The sequence below is a fragment of the Lysinibacillus sp. FW301-JW8 genome, assembly GCF_058788755.1.
The window spans coordinates 13,664-35,082 of record NZ_JBYTBB010000029.1; the positions used below are offsets into that span (position 1 = coordinate 13,664).

Here is a 21,419-nt window from a genome sequence, read left to right on the forward strand (position 1 = left end):
AAAGTTACGGAATCCTTTAAAAAAAGAGGGTGCTTCCTCATTTATCTTTAATGAAGATTTAATTTGAAAACAACTATTATGGCAATTTCAAGGACTATCAGTAAAAGAGTCCCAGCCCCAACAAGTGCCAATTTCTTTTGAATATTATTTTCCCATTCACCAATTTGACAAACTGAACAACTAAGGGCAACCCTTGAAGGATTAACCATTGTCATCAGAGACGAGCTCACATTTTGAGCACTTGCAGCCAATAGTGGAGAAATGCCAATTTGTTGCGCTGTTGCAGTCTGCAATCGAATAAACATTGTATTAGAAGCAGTGTTACTACCCGTTAGAAAGCCTCCTATTGCTCCAATGACTGGGGTCAATAGTACAAAATAATATCCAAAGGCTTGTGCGGCAGCCACAGATAACACATTTATCATTCCAGATTGCGACATCATTTCAGACACAACAATATACAAAAATGTAGTTAGTATAACAGGAGAGCATTTTTTGATCGTTAAATTGATGCTATCTAGAATAGCTATGCGATTGATATGAAAGATAGCAATACTATAAATACATACGATAATGAGAAAAAAGCCTGGTGCATAGAGAGGCGAAAACTGATAATTATAAGTTGGGCTCGTTATAGTCCAAGCTGATAAAAAACTTTTTAGCGGCAGTATCATTCTTGAAATGAATAACAGGATAATGAGCAGTAAATAAGGTGAAAGATTTTTGATTAATTCTTTTGGTGTTTCTACAAAAGGCTTTTTATTATTTCTTTTCATCATCCAAAAGCTTGCAGCGATGACAGCTAATGAGCCGAAAATACCTGCAAGCTCTACACTACCATATAAATTGCAGATAAAGACGGAAACTCCTAATAATAAGCCAATAAAGAGAATGCTGAGAAATTTCTCTTTTACAGCTTGCTTACCCGCCCCTATAAAAACTACTAAAAAAGAAAAATATATGTAAATAGGAATGCACATCAATGCACTTACTATTCCTAATAAGGCTAATGGAATATCGGCTAAAGTTGCTCCGATAATTGTCCCCATTGCTAAAGTTCCCCATGGAATAATACAAAGACTGATTAATGCAATAAGAGCTGATTGTAAAGGATGGAAACCTAAAGCTATCAAAATGGGTGCTATCACAATAATAGCTAAACCAAACCCGCTTACAGCCTCTATTAAAGGCGATAGCCCAAAGGCAAGAATTAAAACCTGATAGACACGATCATTAGTTGAAGTTGAAATGAAGGAGGCAATTTTCTGTATTGCTCCTGCTTTCTCCATTAAATGAAACAAAAAAATTCCAAAGAATAAAATATAGGCAACCAATGATGTCGTTAAAAAGCTTTTAATAAAAGGAATTGATAATACATCTGTGCTAGTTTGATAAATTGGAGAAATGGCAATGGCTGCTGTTATAAGTATTGCTGTACTCCCTGTAAAAATTGAAGATTTTTTTAAAACGAAAAGCATTAATAATATACTGATTAACGGTAAAAGTGCAAAGATAACCTTTATCAAATAAATCACTCCTAATGACAAGTTTATTTATACTATAGTGTATTATATTTTCCTTATAGTGTAAATATTAAAGAGTAAAATATTAGCGATTATTGTTGATTGTAATAGCATAATTACACTATAGTAAAAATAACTGTATCTCCAAAAAAAAATTGCGAGAAAAGGAGTGTGAAATATGGGATTTGGAAAACAAGTAAATAACATACGAAAGCAAAAAAAAATGACATTACACGATCTGTCCGCTCTTAGTAAAGTAAGTGCCTCTATGCTATCTCAAATAGAAAGGGAAGAAAAAAATCCTACCATTCAAGTTGCCTGTCAAATCGCTGAGGCATTAAATACAACGCTATCTGCATTATTAGATCAGCAGGAAAAAAGGGATACGATTGTCATTAGAAAGAAGGAACGACTAGTTTATAGGGATGAAAATTCAGGATTCCAGCGTCATTTATTGTCTCCTTCGTTTCCTTCTAGAGGAATTGAGTTTATTTTGAATATAGTGCCTGCAAATAAAGAATCAGGTGTCTTTCCAGCACATAAAAGAGGCGTTAAAGAGTTTATTTATATTCAAAAGGGGACATTACGAGTCGAATTAGGGAATGACTCAATTATTGAAGAATTACAGGAGGGAGATTCTTTCTTTTTTGAGGCAGATACAGAGCATAGATTTATAAATCTAACTGCTGAAGAATGCCAATATTTTTTAGTAATCGATTCGACTCAAAGTATGAAATAAAAGGGCAAATAAAGGAGCTGAAAAGAATGTTCTCATTTATAGATTTAAATGGTTTACGTGTGGATTTAAGTTTTACAAGAGGAGAATTTACAGTTGAACCTAAACATGTTCTTGTTTTTATAAAATATGATAACAAATGGCTATGTACGATTCATAAAAAACGTGGAGTAGAGGTTCCAGGAGGAAAGCAAGAGCCTGGAGAAACCTTGGAAGAGGCAGCAATTCGAGAAGTGTTTGAGGAAACAGGTGTACATGTGAAAAATTTGAAGTGGTTTGCAGAATATGCCGTTCATGATGAAGTGTTATTTTGTAAAACGGTTTTTACTGCTCAATATGCAGGGCAGGAGGACATCGAGTTTGATTTAGAGACATCAGGGATGACTTGGTTAACAGATGATGAATTTGCGAATCATCCAAATTTAAGCTTTCATATGAAGGATGAAGGCATGCAAAAAATGCTGGAGGAGTTGAAACATTATGATCAATGGTGACATCGTTGAAAAGCGTGCCTATCCTTCACCAAATCCAGCTATTCGATTAACCGAAATTACTTATATTTCTCTGGGGCTACGTGTGAAGGGTTTGTTGGCTGAGCCAAAAGCAGAAGGTACATATGATGGTTTTTTATATTTACGTGGTGGCATGCAGAGCATTGGTATGGTTAGACCTTCGCGTGTCGCACAATTTGCAGCACAGGGCTTTATCGTATTTGCACCGTATTATCGAGGTAATCGAGGTGGTGAGGGGCGAGATGAGTTTGCAGGAGCTGATCGATATGATGCTGTATACGCAGTAGATGTGTTAAAGCGATATTGCAATGATCATATTCATGTCTTTGGCTTTTCACGCGGTGGTATTATGGCACTTTGGACAGCGATATTACGTAGAGATATTACTTCTGTTGTAACATGGGCAGGAGTTTCGGATGCAACTGCTACTTATTGGGAGCGGACTGATATGCGCCGAATGATGAAGCGAGTTATTGGAGGAACGCCTAATCGTGTACCAGAGGCTTATGACGCGCGAACACCATTATTTGAAATAGAGCATATTACAGCTCCAGTGCTTATTATTCATGGATATCAAGATGAAAATGTAGATATTGAGCATGCCAGACAATTAGAATTTTATTTGCAGGATGCCAACAAAACTTATGAAACATGGTATGATCGTCATTACGCACATCAATATCCACCAGCAAAAAATCGTGAGACCGTTCATGCTCTTTGCGAATGGATGAAACGTCAGTAATTGGACCCGCCATTCCTCGAACAGTGATTTTTAACGAGGATATGGTGGGAAATAATTACTTACCATTTTTCTAAAAGATTGGATATTCCCCTAACAATCATCTCCAGCAGTCATTTCTACTCCACTTTCCAACTAAAATATCTTCTTCAGTACACCTTAACTAGCATGAAAGGGGAAAAATATGTTACTGCTCTAATACTTGTTTGGTAGCATTAGCTTCACTACCTGCATAGTTAGCTCTTCAAGTAGTCCTAAGCAGCGATACAAAGTTCGTAAAAAGTAAAAAGAAAAAAGGAACGACTAAAATCGTTCTCTTTGCATAGTGTTGAAAAATTAAATAGTCAAGGGACTCTTTGTGAATATTTAGTCAAAATGAAGGTGATTTCCGTTCCAGGCTACTCGCTTTGCCGCTGACGCTTCGCTTTCGCGCAGAGCAAGGCTTCCTGTGGGCGAGCGACGAGCCGCTTCCTGCGCTGAGGGAACGAAGGCTAAGTGCGTCACGTCCTGTGACAATTTATCTGTGCGAAAGCGTAGCGACAGCAACAACGCCTTCGTGACCAACATCGTGTTGGCATCAGGGTCTCGTCTGTCTCGCTATCCCATGGGAGTCGAGTAGCCTTACACTCCAATCAGCAATAGTGTAGAACTTTAATTATTTTCTTACCTCAAAAGTAGCATATTACTCACACTCATTAAATGGATAGAATAGTGGGACAATTCTATAGCTGTCAACCTACATTTTGTACATAAAACTCTTTGTAACTATACATAAAGCCACTTATTGCTACACCGCTTTTGAATAGGGGAATGTTACCCAAACCCCGTTTTTAGCAATATAGTGATGGCTAAGACCTCAATTTATCACTATACATTTGTGTAAAATGCCAGAAGAAAATACGATGAGCAGTGGTTGATTGGAGTGTAGACTGAGTGACTCCTCGGGGATTCAGCGTCACAGATGAGACCCTGGAGCGAGCATATTAGGGGAACGAAGGCTAAAAGCATCACGTCCTGTGACAACGCCTTCGTGACCAACCTCCTGCTGCTGCCGCTTCGCTTTCGCGCAAAAAACATCTGTTGCCCCAAGCGGCTCATCGGACGCCCCCAGGAAGCTTTGCTCTGTGCGAAAGCGAAGCGACAGCAACAAAGCACTCAGTCGGAACGGAGATCAACCCCTCGTTTTGAAAAAGGGCTATACTTTTTAATTTGTCACCTTGATTTCATTGACATAATAGTATTTCAACAACATGAAAAGGGAACGACTAAAATCGTTCCCTTTGTTTTAAGCAATTATTTTAATGGACCACCAAGTGTAGTGATAGCTTCAGAAACGTTAGAGAATTTCTTGAAGTTTTCATTGAATAGACCAGCAAGCTCAGCCGCTTTTTTATCATAAGCTGCTTTGTCTGACCATGCATCACGAGGGTTAAGCACTTCTGTCGGTACACCTTCAACAGCAGTTGGAATATGTAATCCAAATACTGAATCTTGAATTGTTTCAGCTCCAGCTAATTTGCCCTCGATTGCAGCACGTACCATAGTACGAGTGTAAGAAAGCTTCATACGACTGCCAGTGCCATATTCGCCACCAGTCCAACCAGTGTTCACTAAGTATACTTGCGCACCATGTTCGTCAATTTTTTGACCTAACATCTCAGCATAGACAGTTGCTGGAAGTGGAAGGAATGGAGAACCGAAGCAAGTAGAGAATACTGGTTCTGGCTCTGTTACACCACGCTCTGTACCAGCAAGCTTTGATGTGAAGCCACTTAGGAAGTGGTACATTGCTTGCTCTTTTGTTAATTTACTGATTGGAGGTAATACGCCAAATGCATCAGCTGTTAAGAAGATGATTGTTTTTGGGTGACCTGCAACAGATGGGTCAACAATATTATCAATATATTGGATTGGATATGCGACACGTGTATTTTCTGTTAATGAACCATCATCATAGTCACAAACGCGAGTTTCTGGATCAACAGCTACGTTTTCTAGAACTGAACCAAAGCGGATTGCATTGTAGATTTCTGGTTCTTTCTCAGCAGAAAGGTTAATTGTTTTTGCATAGCAACCGCCCTCAATGTTGAATACACCATTATCAGACCAACCGTGTTCATCGTCACCGATAAGCTTGCGGTCAGGGTCAGCAGATAAAGTCGTTTTACCAGTACCAGATAAACCGAAGAATAATGCTACATCTCCAGCTTCACCAACGTTTGCTGAACAGTGCATAGAAAGGATGCCTTGTTGTGGTAATAAGTAGTTCATAATACCGAAAATTGATTTTTTGATTTCACCAGCATATTCAGTTCCGCCGATTAGGATGATTTTCTTTTCAAGAGATACAATGATGAATGTTTCAGAAGCTGTACCATCCACAGCAGGGTCTGCTTTAAAGTTAGGAGCAGAGATTACTGTGAAGTCAGCAACATGAGAAGCTAACTCTTCTTCTGTTGGACGGATAAATAATTGATGAGCAAAAAGATTGTGCCAAGCATATTCATTGATGACTTGGATGCTAAGCTGTGAATCTTTATCGGCACCAGCAAATCCCTTAAATACAAATAATTCGTCACGTTCTTTTAAGTATTTTACTACTTTTACATATAAGTTATCGAACACTTCAGAAGAAATTGGTTGGTTTACTTTCCCCCAGTCAATTTTATCCTTTGTGCTTTCTTCTTCTACCGTATATTTATCTTTAGGTGAACGACCAGTGTATTTGCCAGTTTCTGCACGAACTGCGCCATCTACTGTTAACATAGCTTCACCACGAGATGTAGCCTTTTCAGCTAATTGTGGTACTGAAAGTTGAACATTAATGTTACCGCCGCTTAATAATTCCTTCAGTTCGTTTGCAATTTCTACTGAATTCATCGATTAAATACCATCCTTTTTTATAGTATTCCCTTGAGTTTGAGGGAGAATTTCTTAATTTCAAAAATAGTATAACACAATTGCTTAAATAATCTATACTAATTCAGAAATTATTTTTGAGATTTTATTACTTTTCAAGAAAACGACAAAAAGTAATTAGTAATGTGAGATGTCATCATTCATTCACCGGAGCATAACAGCTTTTGAAGGCTTTTGACTAACATGAGGTTCGCACAAGATGGAAGGTTGTTAACTCAAGTTCGGAAGGAGCAAAAACTGATTTCATCTTCCCGCATGTAGTGGTGATTGGCTTCAGAGCAACAAATATTATGCTATATGTATGAAGATACTAGATCACCTTTATGTTAACACAGGATATAAGGTAGTAATAGGGATTATTTTGCTACAGTTTACAGCCTTACCCAAATGCCAATCATAAAGTTTCTCTCATACCTTAACAATAATAGCAAAAAATATTTGACAACGTTCGACCTTTTACGTAATATGAGATATTGAACGGATACTCTTATCCCGAGCTGGTGGAGGGTCAGGCCCTGTGAAACCCGGCAACCTGCATGAACTTATTTCACGACATGCGTTGGTGCCAACCTGATGCAAGGGGAACCCCTTGAACGATAAGAGTGAAAGGTTACGAAGTCATTATTCCTTTCCTCATGTTAGTAAGCGTGAGAAAAGGATTTTTTTTATTGTTAAAAACAAATACAGAGGTAAGTATATGTAGTTCTTTCCTTATTATAATGACGGATCTTTCGAAATCCTCGTGTTAAAAGAGCAGCTGTTTATTTGGGCGAAAGTGAAACGACAGCAACAACGGCTTGAGAGTTCAATCCTTAGGAGCGGACTTGACATGGGTAATGAGTACCGTATTCATTCACAAATACTTTTTGGAAGAGTAATAGGAGGAAAACCAAATGACAAACCGTCGACTGTTTACATCAGAGAGCGTGACAGAAGGACATCCAGACAAAATTTGTGACCAAATTTCGGATGCCATATTAGATGCTATTTTAGCAGAAGATCCAAATGCACGTGTAGCGTGTGAAACAACAGTAACAACAGGATTAGTATTAGTAGCAGGAGAAATTACAACTTCTACCTATGTAGATATTAAAGGTATTGTCCGAGATACTGTAGCAGAAATTGGATATACGCGTGGGAAATATGGCTTTGATGCAGAAAATCTTGCAGTGCTTGTAGCTATTGGTGAGCAATCACCGGATATTGCACAGGGTGTTGACCAAGCACTAGAGGCTCGTGAAGGCTCTATGACAGACGCTGACATTGAAGCGATTGGTGCAGGTGACCAAGGCTTAATGTTTGGTTATGCATGTAACGAAACGCCTGAGCTTATGCCATTACCAATTAGTCTAGCGCATAAATTAGCACATCGTTTAACAGAAGTGCGTAAATCTGGTGAATTAGCGTATTTACGTCCTGATGGAAAAACGCAAGTGACAATTGAATATGATGAAAACAATATTCCAGTACGAGTAGATACGATCGTCATTTCAACACAACATGATGAAGAAGCAACACTTGAACAAATTCAGGCAGATTTAAAACAGTTCGTAATTGCACCAGTTGTTCCAAGTGAATTACTAGATGCAAATACTAAATATTTCATTAATCCGACTGGTCGTTTTGTTATTGGTGGTCCGAAAGGTGATGCCGGTCTAACTGGACGCAAAATCATCGTGGATACATACGGTGGCTATGCTCGTCATGGCGGTGGTGCGTTCTCTGGAAAGGATGCAACAAAGGTTGACCGTTCAGCAGCATATGCAGCACGTTATGTAGCCAAAAACATTGTAGCAGCAGGTTTAGCAGAACGTGCTGAGGTACAATTAGCTTATGCAATTGGCGTTGCTCAGCCAGTGTCCATTGCTGTTGATACATTTGGTACTGGAAAAGTGAAGGAAAGTGAGATTGTCGAGTGGGTACGTGAGCTATTTGATTTACGACCAGCAGGAATTATTAAAATGCTTGATTTACGCCGCCCTATCTATAAGCAAACTGCTGCATATGGACACTTCGGTCGTACTGACTTAAATGTTCCTTGGGAGCAAACAGATAAAGCCGAGGCTTTAAGAGAAAGAGTACGTTAATAAGCTATCTCGCTAAAGTGTTAAAGTAAATTGTAAATTATTTTAAAGTATTAATCAGGAAGGGCTAATTTATTTACAAAGCCCTTTTCTAAATATAAAAAAGAAGCCCCGAAATCATATGGGGCTTCTTGGCTTATTTATTGTTTGCTTGAAGAGATTTATAATATTGTCCTTTTTCTGCATATTCACGGACGATACGTTCCATATCTTCTTTATCTTCAGCATTTAATTCACGAACAACCTTAGCCGGACGACCTAATGCTAAGCTATTCGGTGGAATGACCTTACCTGGAGGTACTAGACTGCCAGCTCCTATGAATGCACCCTCTCCAATCTCTGCTCCGTCTAATATTATTGAACCCATTCCTATTAAGGCATTTTTGTGAATCGTACAGCTATGTAAAGTTACCTGATGACCCACTGTTACTTCATCTTCAATAATCAGTGGATATTTCGGGCTTTGGTGTAAGCAACAAAGGTCTTGAATACTTACTCGTTCACCAATAATAGTTGGTGACACATCACCACGAATAACAGTGTTAAACCAAATAGTTGTTTCTGCACCTATTGTAACATCACCAGTAACAGTAGCATAATCAGCAATAAAAACGGATGGATCGATCTTTGGTGCTTTACCTTTAAATGGATAGATCATGAGAATCGCCTCTTTTCTTTCTATGATGTAATATTATCGTATCAAATACGCAACTTGATGGAAATATAAAATTAATGAAGTTAGATATTTCACTTATAATCAATGTGTAATTATTTTTTTAGGAGGACTATGTAAATGTGGAAATGGGAAGCTGATGGACAAGCAAAGGCTGTGGTTGCTATTCTTCATGGTGCATATGAAAATCACCGCTGGTATGCATGGCTAATAGAAAAACTGAGATTGGAAGGCTTCCACATAGTCATGGGAGATTTACCTAATCATGGTGTCAATGCAAGATTTTCGCGTGTCCATGATGAAGATATTAAAGAATACAATAAGTATACAAGACATTTAATGGAGAATGCTTTTTCGTATAACTTACCAGTGTTTTTAATAGGACATGGGCTTGGTGCAACATTATTACTACATACTATGCAGAAGAAAAAATATGAATGTGCAGGCATTATTTTAACCTCACCATGGCTTCAATTGAAGTTGTTACCAGGTAAACTATCAAATGCTTTAACAAGTTTAAGTGCTCTAACAGCTAATGTTAAAATAACACATGAAATTACATTTGAGAAATTGACTCGCAGTGTAGAAGGTAGAGAAGAGATGAAGGATGAGATTCCTTTTATGACAGTTGTTTCAGTGAAATGGTATCGAGAGCTGCAGCAAATGATGCGAAATTTAGTATTATTACCAAAGGCTGAATTCCCTAATATGCCTATGCTTGTGATGACAGCTGAAAAAGATAATATAACGGAAACTAAACAGACTCGTAATTGGCTTCATCAGCAGGAATTTACAGAGTTTCAATTCAAAGAATGGGCGAATTGCTACCATAATCTATTTCATGAAGTAGAGCGGGAAGAGATTTTTGTCTATATTCGTGATTTTATCAACAACGCACTTCGTAGAATTGGCTATATCATCGAATGATGTATGGCCTCTCCTAATTACTATTTTATTGCTAGTGTAATATAATATTGTAATTTTCTGAAAATTGTAATACTATAATGACTTATAATAGAATTTTCACATTGGAGGGGTAAAATGGAAGTAATAGTTGGAAAACTGAATGACATTTTATGGGGACCGTGGTTTATTTACGGAATTTTGTTAATTGGGCTGTTTTTTTCAATCATTACACGGTTCTTACAGGTAAGACACATTAAAGACATGTTTGTTTTAATGTTTAAAGGTGAAAAATCGGAAAAGGGGATTTCATCTTTCCAAGCTATGTCTATTGCATTATCTGGACGAGTAGGTACGGGTAATATTGCTGGTACAGCTACAGCCATCGGTATGGGAGGACCTGGTGCAGTTTTTTGGATGTGGGCAATCGCCTTTATTGGTGCAGCAACTGCTTATGTGGAATCGACTTTAGCTCAAATTTATAAAGAGGAAAAAGATACTGAATATCGGGGTGGACCTGCCTTTTATATAGAAAAAGGAATGGGGCAAAAATGGTTCGCAGTAATTTTCGCTATAGCAGCATTAATTGCCATGTTAATCTTAATGCCGGGTGTTCAATCAAATGCAATTGCAACTGCTGTTGAAAACGCTTTCAATATTCAAACATGGATTACAGGTCTTATTATTGTTGTATTATTAGGTGCAATTATTATTGGCGGGGTTAAATCCATTGCGAATGCTGCACAGATTATTGTTCCATTTATGGCATTAGCTTATATTATTATGGCTATTATCATTATTGCGATGAATATTTCAGAAATACCATCCGTATTCGCTCTTATTTTTTCTAGTGCATTTGGTGCACAAGAAATTTTTGGTGGGATTATTGGCTCTGCAATTGCTTGGGGCGTTAAGCGCGGAATTTATTCAAATGAAGCTGGTCAAGGAACTGGTGCACATCCAGCGGCAGCCGCAGAAGTATCACACCCTGCAAAACAGGGAATTGTGCAAGCAGCATCCGTGTACATTGATACATTATTAATCTGTTCAGCTACAGCATTTATGATTTTATTTACAGGCATGTATAATGTACAGGATGAGAAGGCAGCAGAAGGCGTTGATCCATTTATTCACGTGGGGGAATTTAACAGAAATGGTCTTAGTGGAGAAGATCAACTAACATTTGCAAAAAGTATTAAGGAAGGTGCAGCATATACACAATTTGCTGTAGATTCTTCGTTACCAGGATTCGGTGGTCCATTTGTAGCGATTGCATTATTCTTCTTTGCTTTCACGACAATTATGGCATATTACTATATTGCTGAAACAAATGTGGCTTATTTATTCTCTGGATCTACTGAAAAAGTCTTCATATGGATTGCGAAGTTTGCAATTTTAATAGCTGCATTCTATGGTACAATTCGTACATCTGACCTTGCTTGGGCAATGGGGGATGTTGGACTTGGGCTGATGGTATGGATTAACGTTATAGCAATTTTAATCATTATGAAGCCTGCCATAGTGGCATTGAAGGATTATGAGAAACAGAAAAAAGAAGGAAAAGATCCTGTTTTTGATCCTCGAAAACTAGGTATTAAAGGTGCCGATTTCTGGGTTGATTATAATGAAAAGCGTCAAAATAAATAGTTGATATAGGAAAGCTATTAAATAGAAATGTTTCATTTCTATTTGATAGCTTTTTTATGTAAAGGGTTGTATAAATGATAAATAAAAAGACATGAATTCGATGTAGTATCGAAGCCATGCCTTAAAAATTATTCGATTGGGTACTCTTTCATTTTTTCTAGTGCAATAACAAAAGGTGGATCATTTTGTTGATTTAGAAACTCGTATTTTAATACATGAACATATTTTTGTGGAAGCTGACTCACATACTCTATGACAGCATCACGTTCCTCCTTACCACCTGGATGACCATGATAGATGACTAAAACAATCAGTCCACCAATTTTCAGCAGATTTAGTAAATCTTGAATAGCAACTATCGTCGTATTTGGCTTTGTAATAATATCGTGATTACTGCCTGGTAAATAACCTAAATTAAATATGGCAGCAGCTACTTGCTTGTGTACATATTTAGCAACTTCCTCATGCCCTCTATGTAAGACAAGTCCACGATGCTCTAAGCCATGATCTAGCAGGCGAAGCAGTGTGGTATCCACAGCGCTTTTTTGAACATCAAAGGCATACACTTGACCATTATCTCCAACAAGCTGTGCTAAAAATAATGTATCATGACCATTACCTGCCGTAGCATCCACCACTGTATCGCCCTCTTCAATTGTAGCCTTTAATAGTTGTTGTGCATATTGTAAAACGCGTTCTAGCTTCATTTGACAACCTCAGCCTGATAAAATTTCCCTTGCCAGCTTCCACGGCGTTCAAGCTCCGCATCAATGCCATTTAATACCTCCCATTTATTAACACTCCACATAGGACCAATCATTAGATCAATGGGTCCATCCCCTGTAATACGGTGAATGACCATATCCGGTGGTAAAATCTCAAGCTGATCTGCTACTAGCTTTGTATAAACTTCCTGATCTAAAAATTCTAGCATACCCTTTTCATATTGTTTGACCATAGGTGTGCCTTTTAGAAGATGTAACAAGTGAATTTTTATGCCTTGAACATCGAGCTTTGCCACTTCACGAGCAGTTTCCATCATCATGTCATAGTCTTCGAGAGGAAGGCCATTAATAATGTGTGAGCATACGCGGATACCGTGTTTTCGTAACTTTTCAACACCCTCCACATATGTGGCATAATCATGAGCACGGTTTATAAGATTTGCAGTTTTTTCATGCACAGTTTGAAGACCGAGCTCAATCCATAAATACGTGCGCTCATTTAATTCGGCTAAATACTCTACTACATCATCTGGTAGACAATCTGGACGAGTAGCAATCGATAAGCCTACAACGCCATCCTGAGCTAGTGCCGCTTCAAATTTTTCTTTTAATACTGGAAGCGGAGCATGTGTATTTGTATAAGCCTGGAAGTAGGCCATGTATTTGCCATCCTTCCATTTTTGATGCATTTTGTCTCGAATTTCAGCGAATTGCACATCAATAGGATCTACTTTATTACCAGCAAAATCCCCAGAGCCTGCAGCGCTACAAAATGTACAGCCGCCGAAAGCAACGGTACCATCACGATTTGGGCAGTCAAAGCCAGCGTCCAATGCTACTTTAAAGACTTTATGACCAAATTGCCCACGTAAATAACGATTCCATGTATAGTATCTTTTCCCATCTGAAGGAAAAGGAAAGCTTGTTTCTGTCATTTATTTCACTCCTCTAACACTATATTTTATCATGTACTAGTGCTTCCGTCATGAGGGAAGAATTTAATAATGTGAAACTTCAAACAGTGGAATTTTCTGTATTCCTATGAAGAGGCATTTATGCTAATTGGATTCAACGGTGCTTACTTGAATTAACCGGAATGAATGAAAGGGAAAGCGGAGCGGAAAGTCGGATCACCCGAGCGAAAGAAGAAGAGAGCGGAGCAGAAAGTCGGTCACCCGAGCGGAAAAAGAGGAAAACGGAGCGGAAAGCCGGCCGACCCGAGCGGAAGAAGAGGGAAGCGGAGCGGAAAGTCGGGCCCCCTGAGCGGAAGAAGAGGAGAGCGGAGTAGAAAGCCGGTCAACCCGAGCGGAAAGTTGGACCCCTTGAGCGAAAGAACAGGGAAGCGGAGCGAAAAGCTGATCTACCCGAGAGAATGAAGAGAAAAAATCAAGCCAACCCAAGCAAATGAATTAAAATCAAATCAATCAGCTTGAATGCAGCGAAGATATACTTTTTATGTTGTGTTACCACTGTAAAAAAGGTAAAAATATTTCCCTTGTGCTTTTGTATTTTTCGGCATACACTAACTATTTAGAGTAGCGAAATAATGGAGGTCATTCTATGCCGAAAAGTGTTTGGTTTTTAATTATTGGAATGCTTGTGAACACAACGGGCAACTCATTTTTATGGCCTTTAAACGCCATATATATGCACGATTATCTAGGGAAGTCACTGGCGATGGCTGGCTTTGTTTTGATGTTGAATTCTGCTGCTGGGGTATTTGGTAATCTATTAGGTGGTTATCTATTTGATAGAATAGGTGGCTTTAAGTCAATTATGCTCGGCATTCTTTTAACGATTGCCTCATTAATAGGGTTAACGATTTGGCACGGCTGGCCGCATTATGTATGGTTCTTAACGATCCTTGGCTTTAGTGGGGGAATCGTATTTCCTGGAATGTTTGCTTTAGCCGGAACTGCGTGGCCTGAGGGTGGAAGAAAAGCCTTTAATGCCATTTATCTTGCTCAAAATGTAGGGGTTGCTATAGGTCCAGCACTCGCTGGTATTGTGGCTGATTACCAATTTGACTACGTATTCAAGGTAAACCTAGTCATGTATATTTTATTCTTTTTTATAGCATTATTTACTTTTAAACGATTAGAGGTAGGTAGTATTGCACCGAAAAATGTAGTGGGGGAAAGTAAGAAAATTATTAATAAAGCACCATTTTATGCATTATTAATTATTAGTGCATCCTCTGTACTATGCTGGTTGGCTTATTCACAATGGAGTGCGACTATTTCTTCGTATACACAGGATTTAGGATTAGGCTTGAAACAATATAGCTTGCTATGGACGATTAACGGTCTTCTCATCGTTATTGGGCAACCACTCATTGCGCCACTTGTAAAGCGATGGGAGCATACTATAAAGCGTCAATTAGTATTTGGCGTTACGTTGATTGCATTATCATTTGGAATTATTGCTTTTGCGAGTGATTTTACAATGTTTGCTGCTGCCATGGTTGTCTTAACTTTTGGCGAAATGTTTTATACACCTGCTTTACCAACGATCGCAAATCAACTTGCTCCCAAGGGACGGCAGGGCTTCTATCAAGGAATTATTAACAGTGCGGCAACAGCTGGTAGGATGATTGGACCTCTGTTTGGTGGTATTATGGTTGATCAGTTTGGGATGATTGTACTTGTGTTAATTCTAGTAATAGTTGTATTGTTTGCTATTGTGCCATGTTTAATCTATGACTATCCTTTACGTAAACATAAAACAGTGACTGAATAATGGTTAGACTGACGAAAATAGGATGTAAACGAGTGGAAATTGTGCGAAAGGCATAATTTTTACTCGTTTTTTTAGATTGGATATTGATTAAACGTACAAATAGGCGTACAATCATACATATTCAAATATTTGAATATGTTAAAGTGAAATTCCTTGGAGGGATGTTAGTGGAAGAGGGATTGCAGCAGTTTAAGGCAGATTTTTTTAAAGCCTTAGCTCATCCATTACGAATAAGAATACTAGAATTACTAATAGATGGTAAAAAAAGTGTCAATGAGATACAAAGCTGTTTAGAAAAAGAGGGCTCAGCTGTTTCTCAGCAGTTAGGTGTTTTGAGAGCAAAAAATATCGTATATGGGATAAAAGATGGAAAAAAAGTTTACTACTCATTAAGTGATCCGATGATTGGTCAATTGCTTGGGGTAGCCAAGGAGATTTTTAACAATCACTTAATTAATACGATCACAAGATTAGAAGAGATGACCATCAATGGAAGTGACGAAGAGAATATATAATCATAATTTTTTTTGAAAGATTTGCTTTGCTTATTATTTCGAAGGGAAGATTTATGTATGAAGTCACTGTTAATAGGGAGATTTGAAGGATATTCAGCACATCATTTTAAGAAGGACTTACTGTCGGGCATCATTGTTGGAATCGTAGCAATACCGCTAGCAATGTCTTTTGCGATTGCTTCAGGTGTCAAACCAGAGTATGGAATTTATACAGCTTGTATTGCCGGTATACTAATTTCTATCTTTGGTGGCTCGAAATATCAAATTGGTGGACCAACGGGTGCATTTGTGCCAATTCTTCTAGGAATCGTTCTTGCATATGGCTACGAAAATTTATTAATTGCTGGTTTGATGGCAGGGATTATGTTGTGCTTAATGGGTATTTTTAAGCTAGGCTCATTAATTAAGTTTATCCCACGTCCTGTTACAATAGGTTTTACTGCTGGTATTGCCGTGATTATTTTTACAGGACAGATAGCCAATTTTTTAGGGCTGACAAATATGAAAAGACACGAGTATTTTATTGCCAATTTAAAAGAAATTATGATGCATATTGGTACTACGAATTTTTATAGTATTGTCACAGCAATTATTTGTCTCGTTATTATTCTATTGACACCGAAAGTTTTACCGAAAGTTCCAGGAGCGTTAGCAGGCATTGTTGTTTCTACACTTATTGCAACGTTCTTTTTTTCAGGACAAGTCGCTACAATAGCAACTGCTTATGGTCAAATTCCAAGCACTTTACCGAACTTTGCGATACCAGATATCACATTAGAACGAGTTCAGCTGCTTATAGGACCAGCCTTTGTTATTGCAATGCTTGGTGGTATTGAATCACTTTTATCTGCGGTTGTCGCAGATGGTATGACAAATAGTAAACATCATAGCAATCGAGAGCTTGTAGGCCAAGGCATTGCGAATATTGTAACACCATTGTTTGGAGGAATTCCAGCAACTGGTGCTATTGCCCGTACAGCAACAAATATCAAAACAGGTGCGGTTTCGCCGATGTCAGGTATTATTCATGGTGTTTTTGTCTTAATCACTTTATTGCTATTGGCACCATATGCTTCACATATTCCTTTAGCAAGTATGGCCCCTGTCTTAATGGTTGTTGCCTGGAATATGAGTGAACAAAAGCATTTTGCACATATTGTGAAGTTGAAATCAGGAGATTCTCTGGTTTTAATCATTACCTTCCTACTGACTGTTTTTACAAGTTTAACACTAGCTGTAGAGGTTGGGCTTGTGTTAGCTGTTGTGTTATTTTCAAAACGTATGAGCGAGAAGCTTGTTGTCACAAAAGTATTACCAGATCACTCATTAAAGCATGAAAAAGTACAATCACATGTTGTTCATCAGCAGCATGATTGTCCACAAATTAGTATCTATACAATTGAAGGGCCGCTTTTTTTTGGTGCAGCGTCTACTTTTGAGCAGGCCATTGCTGCTCCTACTTATCAATCTAAAGTATTAATATTGCGTATGGGTAAAGTGCCCTTTATGGACTCAACAGGTGAGACATATTTTGGAAGTATTATTCGGGATTTCAAAATGCAAGGTGGTACCATTTTAATAACAGGGCTACAGGATGAAATGAAAGCAGTGCTTCAGCACAATGGCCTATATGATGAAATAGGTGAAGCTCATTTTTATCCGCATACAGGAGAAGCAATTAATGATGCTTTTAGCTATTTAGATACAAATAAGTGTATAGGATGTAAACATTTTGCCTTCCGTGAATGTCAGGAATTATCACAATCTAAGGAAAAAAGGGATTTAATTGTACAGTAATGGTTAGCATATGAACAAAGGCTTGTGCTTTTCAACACTTTCCATTAGAATAAATGCAATACATGTAAAGACAGTGATGAGGAATAGTAAATTTGTGATTCTTTTTAGAGAGCTAGCGGCAGGTGGAAGCTAGTAGGAAAGCAAATTGAACTCACCTTCTGAGTCTGCCCGCGTGAAGCAACGCGTGCCGTTCCTTCTGCGTTAAGGAAGTTAGAGCCGAGTGTGATCACTAATTTGGGTGGTACCGCGGGAGATACGAATTCTCTCGTCCCTTTCTTAATAAAGAAAGGGACGAGTTTTTTTATTTTTTAAATATTTTGTCAATTCTTATGATGAAGAGCATGACACAATTAAAGGAGGAAAAAAAATGAGTTTTAATCATCAACAAGTCGAAAAAAAATGGCAGCAATATTGGGCTGATAATAAAACATTTAAAACAGTAAATGAAACGGATAAACCAAAATTTTATGCGTTAGATATGTTCCCATACCCATCAGGGGCAGGTCTTCATGTAGGACACCCAGAAGGTTATACAGCGACTGACATCCTGTCACGCTTCAAGCGCATGCAAGGCTTTAACGTACTACATCCAATGGGCTGGGATGCATTCGGTTTACCAGCAGAACAATACGCACTTGATACAGGGAATGATCCCGCTGAATTCACAGCAAAAAATATTGCGACATTCAAACGTCAAATTCAAGAGCTTGGCTTCAGCTATGATTGGGATCGCGAAATAAACACAACAGACCCAGAATATTATAAATGGACACAATGGATCTTTATCCAGCTATATAAAAAAGGCTTAGCCTATATAGATGAAGTGGCTGTAAACTGGTGCCCTGCATTAGGAACAGTATTGGCAAATGAGGAAGTAATTGATGGGAAATCAGAGCGTGGCGGTCATCCTGTAGAACGTCGCCCAATGAAGCAATGGATGCTAAAAATTACAGCTTATGCGGATCGTTTAATCGACGACCTAGAAGAAGTAGATTGGCCAGAGTCTATTAAAGATATGCAGCGTAACTGGATCGGTCGTTCAGAAGGGGCTGAAGTCACATTTGGTATTGATGGCTTAGATGAAAACTTTACAGTATTTACGACACGTCCAGATACATTATTTGGTGCTACATACTGTGTGCTTGCTCCTGAGCATAAATTAGTGGAGCAAATTACAATGGCTGACCAACAACAAGCAGTTGAGACTTATCTAGAAAAAGTAAAAATGAAGTCAGATTTAGAGCGTACAGATTTAGCTAAAGAAAAAACAGGCGTATTTACAGGTGCCTATGCAGTGAATCCGATTAACGGTAAAAAAGTGCCGATTTGGATTGCAGACTATGTATTAGTTTCTTATGGTACAGGTGCCATCATGGCAGTTCCAGCGCATGATGAACGCGACTATGAGTTTGCTACAGAGTTTAACTTAGAGATTATTCCTGTCCTTGAAGGTGGAGACGTTAACAAAGAAGCATTTACAGGTGATGGACAGCATATTAATTCCGATTTCCTTGATGGCTTAAACAAAGCGGATGGTATTGCCAAGGCGATCGAATGGTTAGAGGAAAAGGGCGTAGGAGAGAAGAAAATTTCTTATCGTCTTCGTGACTGGTTATTCTCTCGCCAGCGTTACTGGGGTGAGCCAATCCCAATGATTCATTGGGAAGATGGCACGACAACAGCAGTTCTAGAATCGGAATTACCATTAATGCTTCCAAAAACAGATAATATCCGTCCTTCTGGTACAGGTGAATCACCATTGGCAAATATTGAAGAATGGGTAAATGTTGTGGATCCAGAGACAGGTAAGAAAGGACGCCGTGAAACAAATACAATGCCTCAATGGGCAGGCTCAAGCTGGTACTTCTTACGCTATATCGATCCAACAAATACAGAAGCAATAGCTGATCCAGAATTACTAAAACGCTGGTTACCAGTTGATATTTATATTGGTGGAGCAGAGCATGCTGTATTGCATTTATTATACGCACGCTTCTGGCATAAAGTATTATATGATTTAGGCGTTGTTCACACGAAAGAGCCATTCCAAAAATTATTTAACCAAGGAATGATTCTTGGTGAAGGTAATGAAAAAATGTCTAAATCCAAAGGTAATGTAGTTAATCCGGATGAAATCATTTCTTCACATGGTGCGGATACACTACGTTTATATGAAATGTTTATGGGACCACTTGAGGCGTCTGTGGCATGGTCTACAAATGGTTTAGACGGAGCACGTCGCTTCTTAGATCGTATTTGGCGTTTATTTGTCAATGAAGAGGATGGTGCAATTTCTTCAAAAATTCAAGTTTCAGATGATAAAACACTTGAAAAATCCTATCACCAAACAGTGAAAAAGGTGACTGAGGATTATGAAGGTATCCGCTTTAATACAGCTATTTCACAGATGATGGTATTCATCAATGATTGCTACAAAGCAGATGTTATTCCAGCAGCTTACGCAGATGGCTTCGTAAAAATGCTAGCACCAATCGTTCCACATATTGCCGAGGAATTATGGCAGCTATTAGGACATAATGCAACACTTGTTTATGAGCAGTGGCCAGCATATGATGAGTCTAAACTTGTGGATGATGAAGTGGAAATCGCTGTGCAAGTTGCAGGTAAAGTACGAGCAAAAATTATCGTAGCAAAAGATGCTTCTAAGGAAGAAATCGAAAAAGTAGCACTTACTGACAGCAAGGTTCAAGAGCATATGACAGGCAAAAACTTAGTAAAAGTCATTGTTATTCCAGGTAAGCTTGTGAATATCGTAGTAAAATAATGATAAAAAAGTGTCCAAAATTTTTTTATTAAAAGTCAACAATTTGTATACAATTGTTAATGTAACAATACTTTTATAAAAGGTTGCACATTTTAATTAAAAAAATTAAGACTGAACCTAATATAAACCCTATAAGATAGACACTTTGAAAAAAGTCTATCCTATAGGGTACTTTTGTTTATAATGAGAAAAAAGATGTTGGAGTAGAGTGTAATGACCAAAAGATATTTTACAAAAAATGAACAAAAACAGCTAAAATGTAATCCGAATGTGTTCAAGTGATATGATTCACAAATCGTCCTATATTACATAAAGACAGAAATAGCTCTCTAGGCAACAAAAAAGCAGTCAATCTTTTTAGATTAACAGTTCTTTAAACTAGAATTTATAAAAGCTTCTGGTAAAGTTCAAATTTATCTAAACCATATGCACTATATCCTAAATCTATTGTATCAATATAAAAAAACATATTTTCTATAAAGTTTTATAGCTGGTTTATTTTCTCCATATACATCCAAACGAATAGCTTTTATATTCATTTCTTCGCTATATTGGATAATAAAGTCCATAAGCCTTTTTCCAATTCCCTTTTTAAGATATTTAGGATGTACAGCAAAAGTATATAACCAATATATCTTCATAATCTAAATTGATATTCCAATTAGCTTTAGAATAACCTAATTCTTGCTCATGTCGTAATATAACAGTGCCAACAATACGAATACTATCTCTAATCACAAATAAATTACCTTCCTGTATGCCATTTATTGCAGTTTCTTTTACTGGATAAATTCCTTTTTCCATCCAGGGTAATTTATATGAGAATCAAGGTAATCATTATATAAAGGTTCAATTTCCTCTATATTATATTTTGTTCCTTTTTCAGTCTTCATAATTTTTCACCTTTATATTTAGTTTGATTACTAAATATAAACATGTTGTTGAAATACTATTATGTCAATGAAATCAAGGTGACAAATAAAAAAATATAGCTCTTTTTCAAAACGAGGGGTTGATCTCCGTTCCGACTGAGTGCTTTCCTGGGGGCGTCCGATGAGCCGCTTCACTCGCGTAGCTCGCTCCAGGGTCTCATCTGTGACGCTGTATCCCCGAGGAGTCACT

General features: G+C 37.9%; 16 protein-coding genes, 1 riboswitch and 1 other annotated feature. Of the genes, 10 read left to right on the top strand and 6 right to left on the bottom strand.

The features are described 5' to 3' along the window. Positions 1–47 precede the first annotated feature (47 nt). Positions 48–1,526: an L-lactate permease gene (locus AC3WOM_RS13100; RefSeq protein ID WP_492447207.1), complete on the bottom strand. Its 1,479-nt coding sequence runs from the start codon at positions 1,524–1,526 to the stop codon at positions 48–50. 175 nt (positions 1,527–1,701) lie between these two features. Between AC3WOM_RS13100 and AC3WOM_RS13105 the strand changes: the two genes are divergently transcribed. The 3 genes from AC3WOM_RS13105 to AC3WOM_RS13115 are packed head-to-tail and all read left to right on the top strand — an operon-like array spanning position 1,702 to position 3,513. Beyond that, the gene (locus AC3WOM_RS13105; protein ID WP_492447208.1) at positions 1,702–2,262 is read left to right on the top strand and encodes a helix-turn-helix domain-containing protein; all 561 of its coding nucleotides are present in this window, start codon (positions 1,702–1,704) and stop codon (positions 2,260–2,262) included. A gap of 26 nt (positions 2,263–2,288) precedes the next feature. Continuing rightward, positions 2,289–2,753 (top strand): NUDIX domain-containing protein, encoded by a 465-nt coding sequence (locus AC3WOM_RS13110; protein ID WP_427547929.1) that lies wholly within the window; start codon positions 2,289–2,291, stop codon positions 2,751–2,753. Further along, the gene (locus AC3WOM_RS13115) at positions 2,737–3,513 is read left to right on the top strand and encodes an alpha/beta hydrolase family protein (protein ID WP_492447230.1); all 777 of its coding nucleotides are present in this window, start codon (positions 2,737–2,739) and stop codon (positions 3,511–3,513) included. Before AC3WOM_RS13110 ends, AC3WOM_RS13115 begins: the two co-directional genes overlap by 17 nt. A gap of 1,290 nt (positions 3,514–4,803) precedes the next feature. Here AC3WOM_RS13115 and pckA read toward each other — a convergent pair. Beyond that, positions 4,804–6,390, bottom strand: coding sequence for a phosphoenolpyruvate carboxykinase (ATP) (gene pckA / locus AC3WOM_RS13120; RefSeq protein WP_427547932.1), 1,587 nt, complete (start codon positions 6,388–6,390; stop codon positions 4,804–4,806). A gap of 523 nt (positions 6,391–6,913) precedes the next feature. Further along, a riboswitch (SAM riboswitch) is annotated at positions 6,914–7,032 on the top strand. Positions 7,033–7,322: 290 nt separating this feature from the next. Here pckA and metK point away from each other — a divergent pair. Beyond that, positions 7,323–8,516 carry a methionine adenosyltransferase gene (gene metK, locus AC3WOM_RS13125; protein ID WP_492447209.1) on the top strand — a complete coding sequence of 398 codons (1,194 nt, stop codon included), beginning with the start codon at positions 7,323–7,325 and terminating at the stop codon, positions 8,514–8,516. A gap of 133 nt (positions 8,517–8,649) precedes the next feature. Here metK and AC3WOM_RS13130 read toward each other — a convergent pair whose 3' ends face one another. Next, positions 8,650–9,171 carry a gamma carbonic anhydrase gene (locus AC3WOM_RS13130; protein ID WP_492447210.1) on the bottom strand — a complete coding sequence of 174 codons (522 nt, stop codon included), beginning with the start codon at positions 9,169–9,171 and terminating at the stop codon, positions 8,650–8,652. A 135-nt stretch (positions 9,172–9,306) separates the two neighbouring features. On the opposite strand from AC3WOM_RS13130, the gene AC3WOM_RS13135 reads away from it, so the two are divergent. Continuing rightward, the gene (locus AC3WOM_RS13135) at positions 9,307–10,113 is read left to right on the top strand and encodes an alpha/beta hydrolase (protein ID WP_427547937.1); all 807 of its coding nucleotides are present in this window, start codon (positions 9,307–9,309) and stop codon (positions 10,111–10,113) included. A gap of 114 nt (positions 10,114–10,227) precedes the next feature. Further along, a complete protein-coding gene (locus AC3WOM_RS13140; RefSeq protein WP_492447211.1) occupies positions 10,228–11,736 on the top strand; it encodes an alanine/glycine:cation symporter family protein in 1,509 nt (502 codons plus the stop codon). 128 nt (positions 11,737–11,864) lie between these two features. Here AC3WOM_RS13140 and mnmM read toward each other — a convergent pair whose 3' ends face one another. Both mnmM and mnmL read right to left on the bottom strand, forming a co-directional pair. After that, the gene (gene mnmM, locus AC3WOM_RS13145) at positions 11,865–12,443 is read right to left on the bottom strand and encodes a tRNA 5-(aminomethyl)-2-thiouridylate-methyltransferase MnmM (RefSeq protein WP_427547940.1); all 579 of its coding nucleotides are present in this window, start codon (positions 12,441–12,443) and stop codon (positions 11,865–11,867) included. Next, the gene (mnmL, locus tag AC3WOM_RS13150; RefSeq protein WP_492447212.1) at positions 12,440–13,396 is read right to left on the bottom strand and encodes a tRNA modification radical SAM protein MnmL/YtqA; all 957 of its coding nucleotides are present in this window, start codon (positions 13,394–13,396) and stop codon (positions 12,440–12,442) included. The genes mnmM and mnmL overlap by 4 nt, the downstream gene beginning before the upstream one ends. A 625-nt stretch (positions 13,397–14,021) precedes the next feature. On the opposite strand from mnmL, the gene AC3WOM_RS13155 reads away from it, so the two are divergent. From AC3WOM_RS13155 to leuS, 4 genes are all read left to right on the top strand, one after another. Next, a complete protein-coding gene (locus tag AC3WOM_RS13155; RefSeq protein WP_427547944.1) occupies positions 14,022–15,200 on the top strand; it encodes an MDR family MFS transporter in 1,179 nt (392 codons plus the stop codon). 167 nt (positions 15,201–15,367) lie between these two features. Beyond that, positions 15,368–15,715: an ArsR/SmtB family transcription factor gene (locus AC3WOM_RS13160; RefSeq protein WP_427547946.1), complete on the top strand. Its 348-nt coding sequence runs from the start codon at positions 15,368–15,370 to the stop codon at positions 15,713–15,715. Positions 15,716–15,772: 57 nt separating this feature from the next. Beyond that, complete coding sequence (locus AC3WOM_RS13165) at positions 15,773–17,512, top strand: SulP family inorganic anion transporter (RefSeq protein WP_427550062.1); 1,740 nt, start codon at positions 15,773–15,775, stop codon at positions 17,510–17,512. A gap of 64 nt (positions 17,513–17,576) precedes the next feature. Then, positions 17,577–17,788: a binding site (T-box leader), on the top strand. A gap of 91 nt (positions 17,789–17,879) precedes the next feature. Continuing rightward, complete coding sequence (leuS, locus tag AC3WOM_RS13170; protein ID WP_492447213.1) at positions 17,880–20,297, top strand: leucine--tRNA ligase; 2,418 nt, start codon at positions 17,880–17,882, stop codon at positions 20,295–20,297. A gap of 452 nt (positions 20,298–20,749) precedes the next feature. On the opposite strand, the gene AC3WOM_RS13175 is transcribed toward leuS, so the two are convergent. Beyond that, positions 20,750–20,938 carry a GNAT family N-acetyltransferase gene (locus AC3WOM_RS13175; RefSeq protein WP_492447214.1) on the bottom strand — a complete coding sequence of 63 codons (189 nt, stop codon included), beginning with the start codon at positions 20,936–20,938 and terminating at the stop codon, positions 20,750–20,752. Positions 20,939–21,419: the final 481 nt, after the last annotated feature.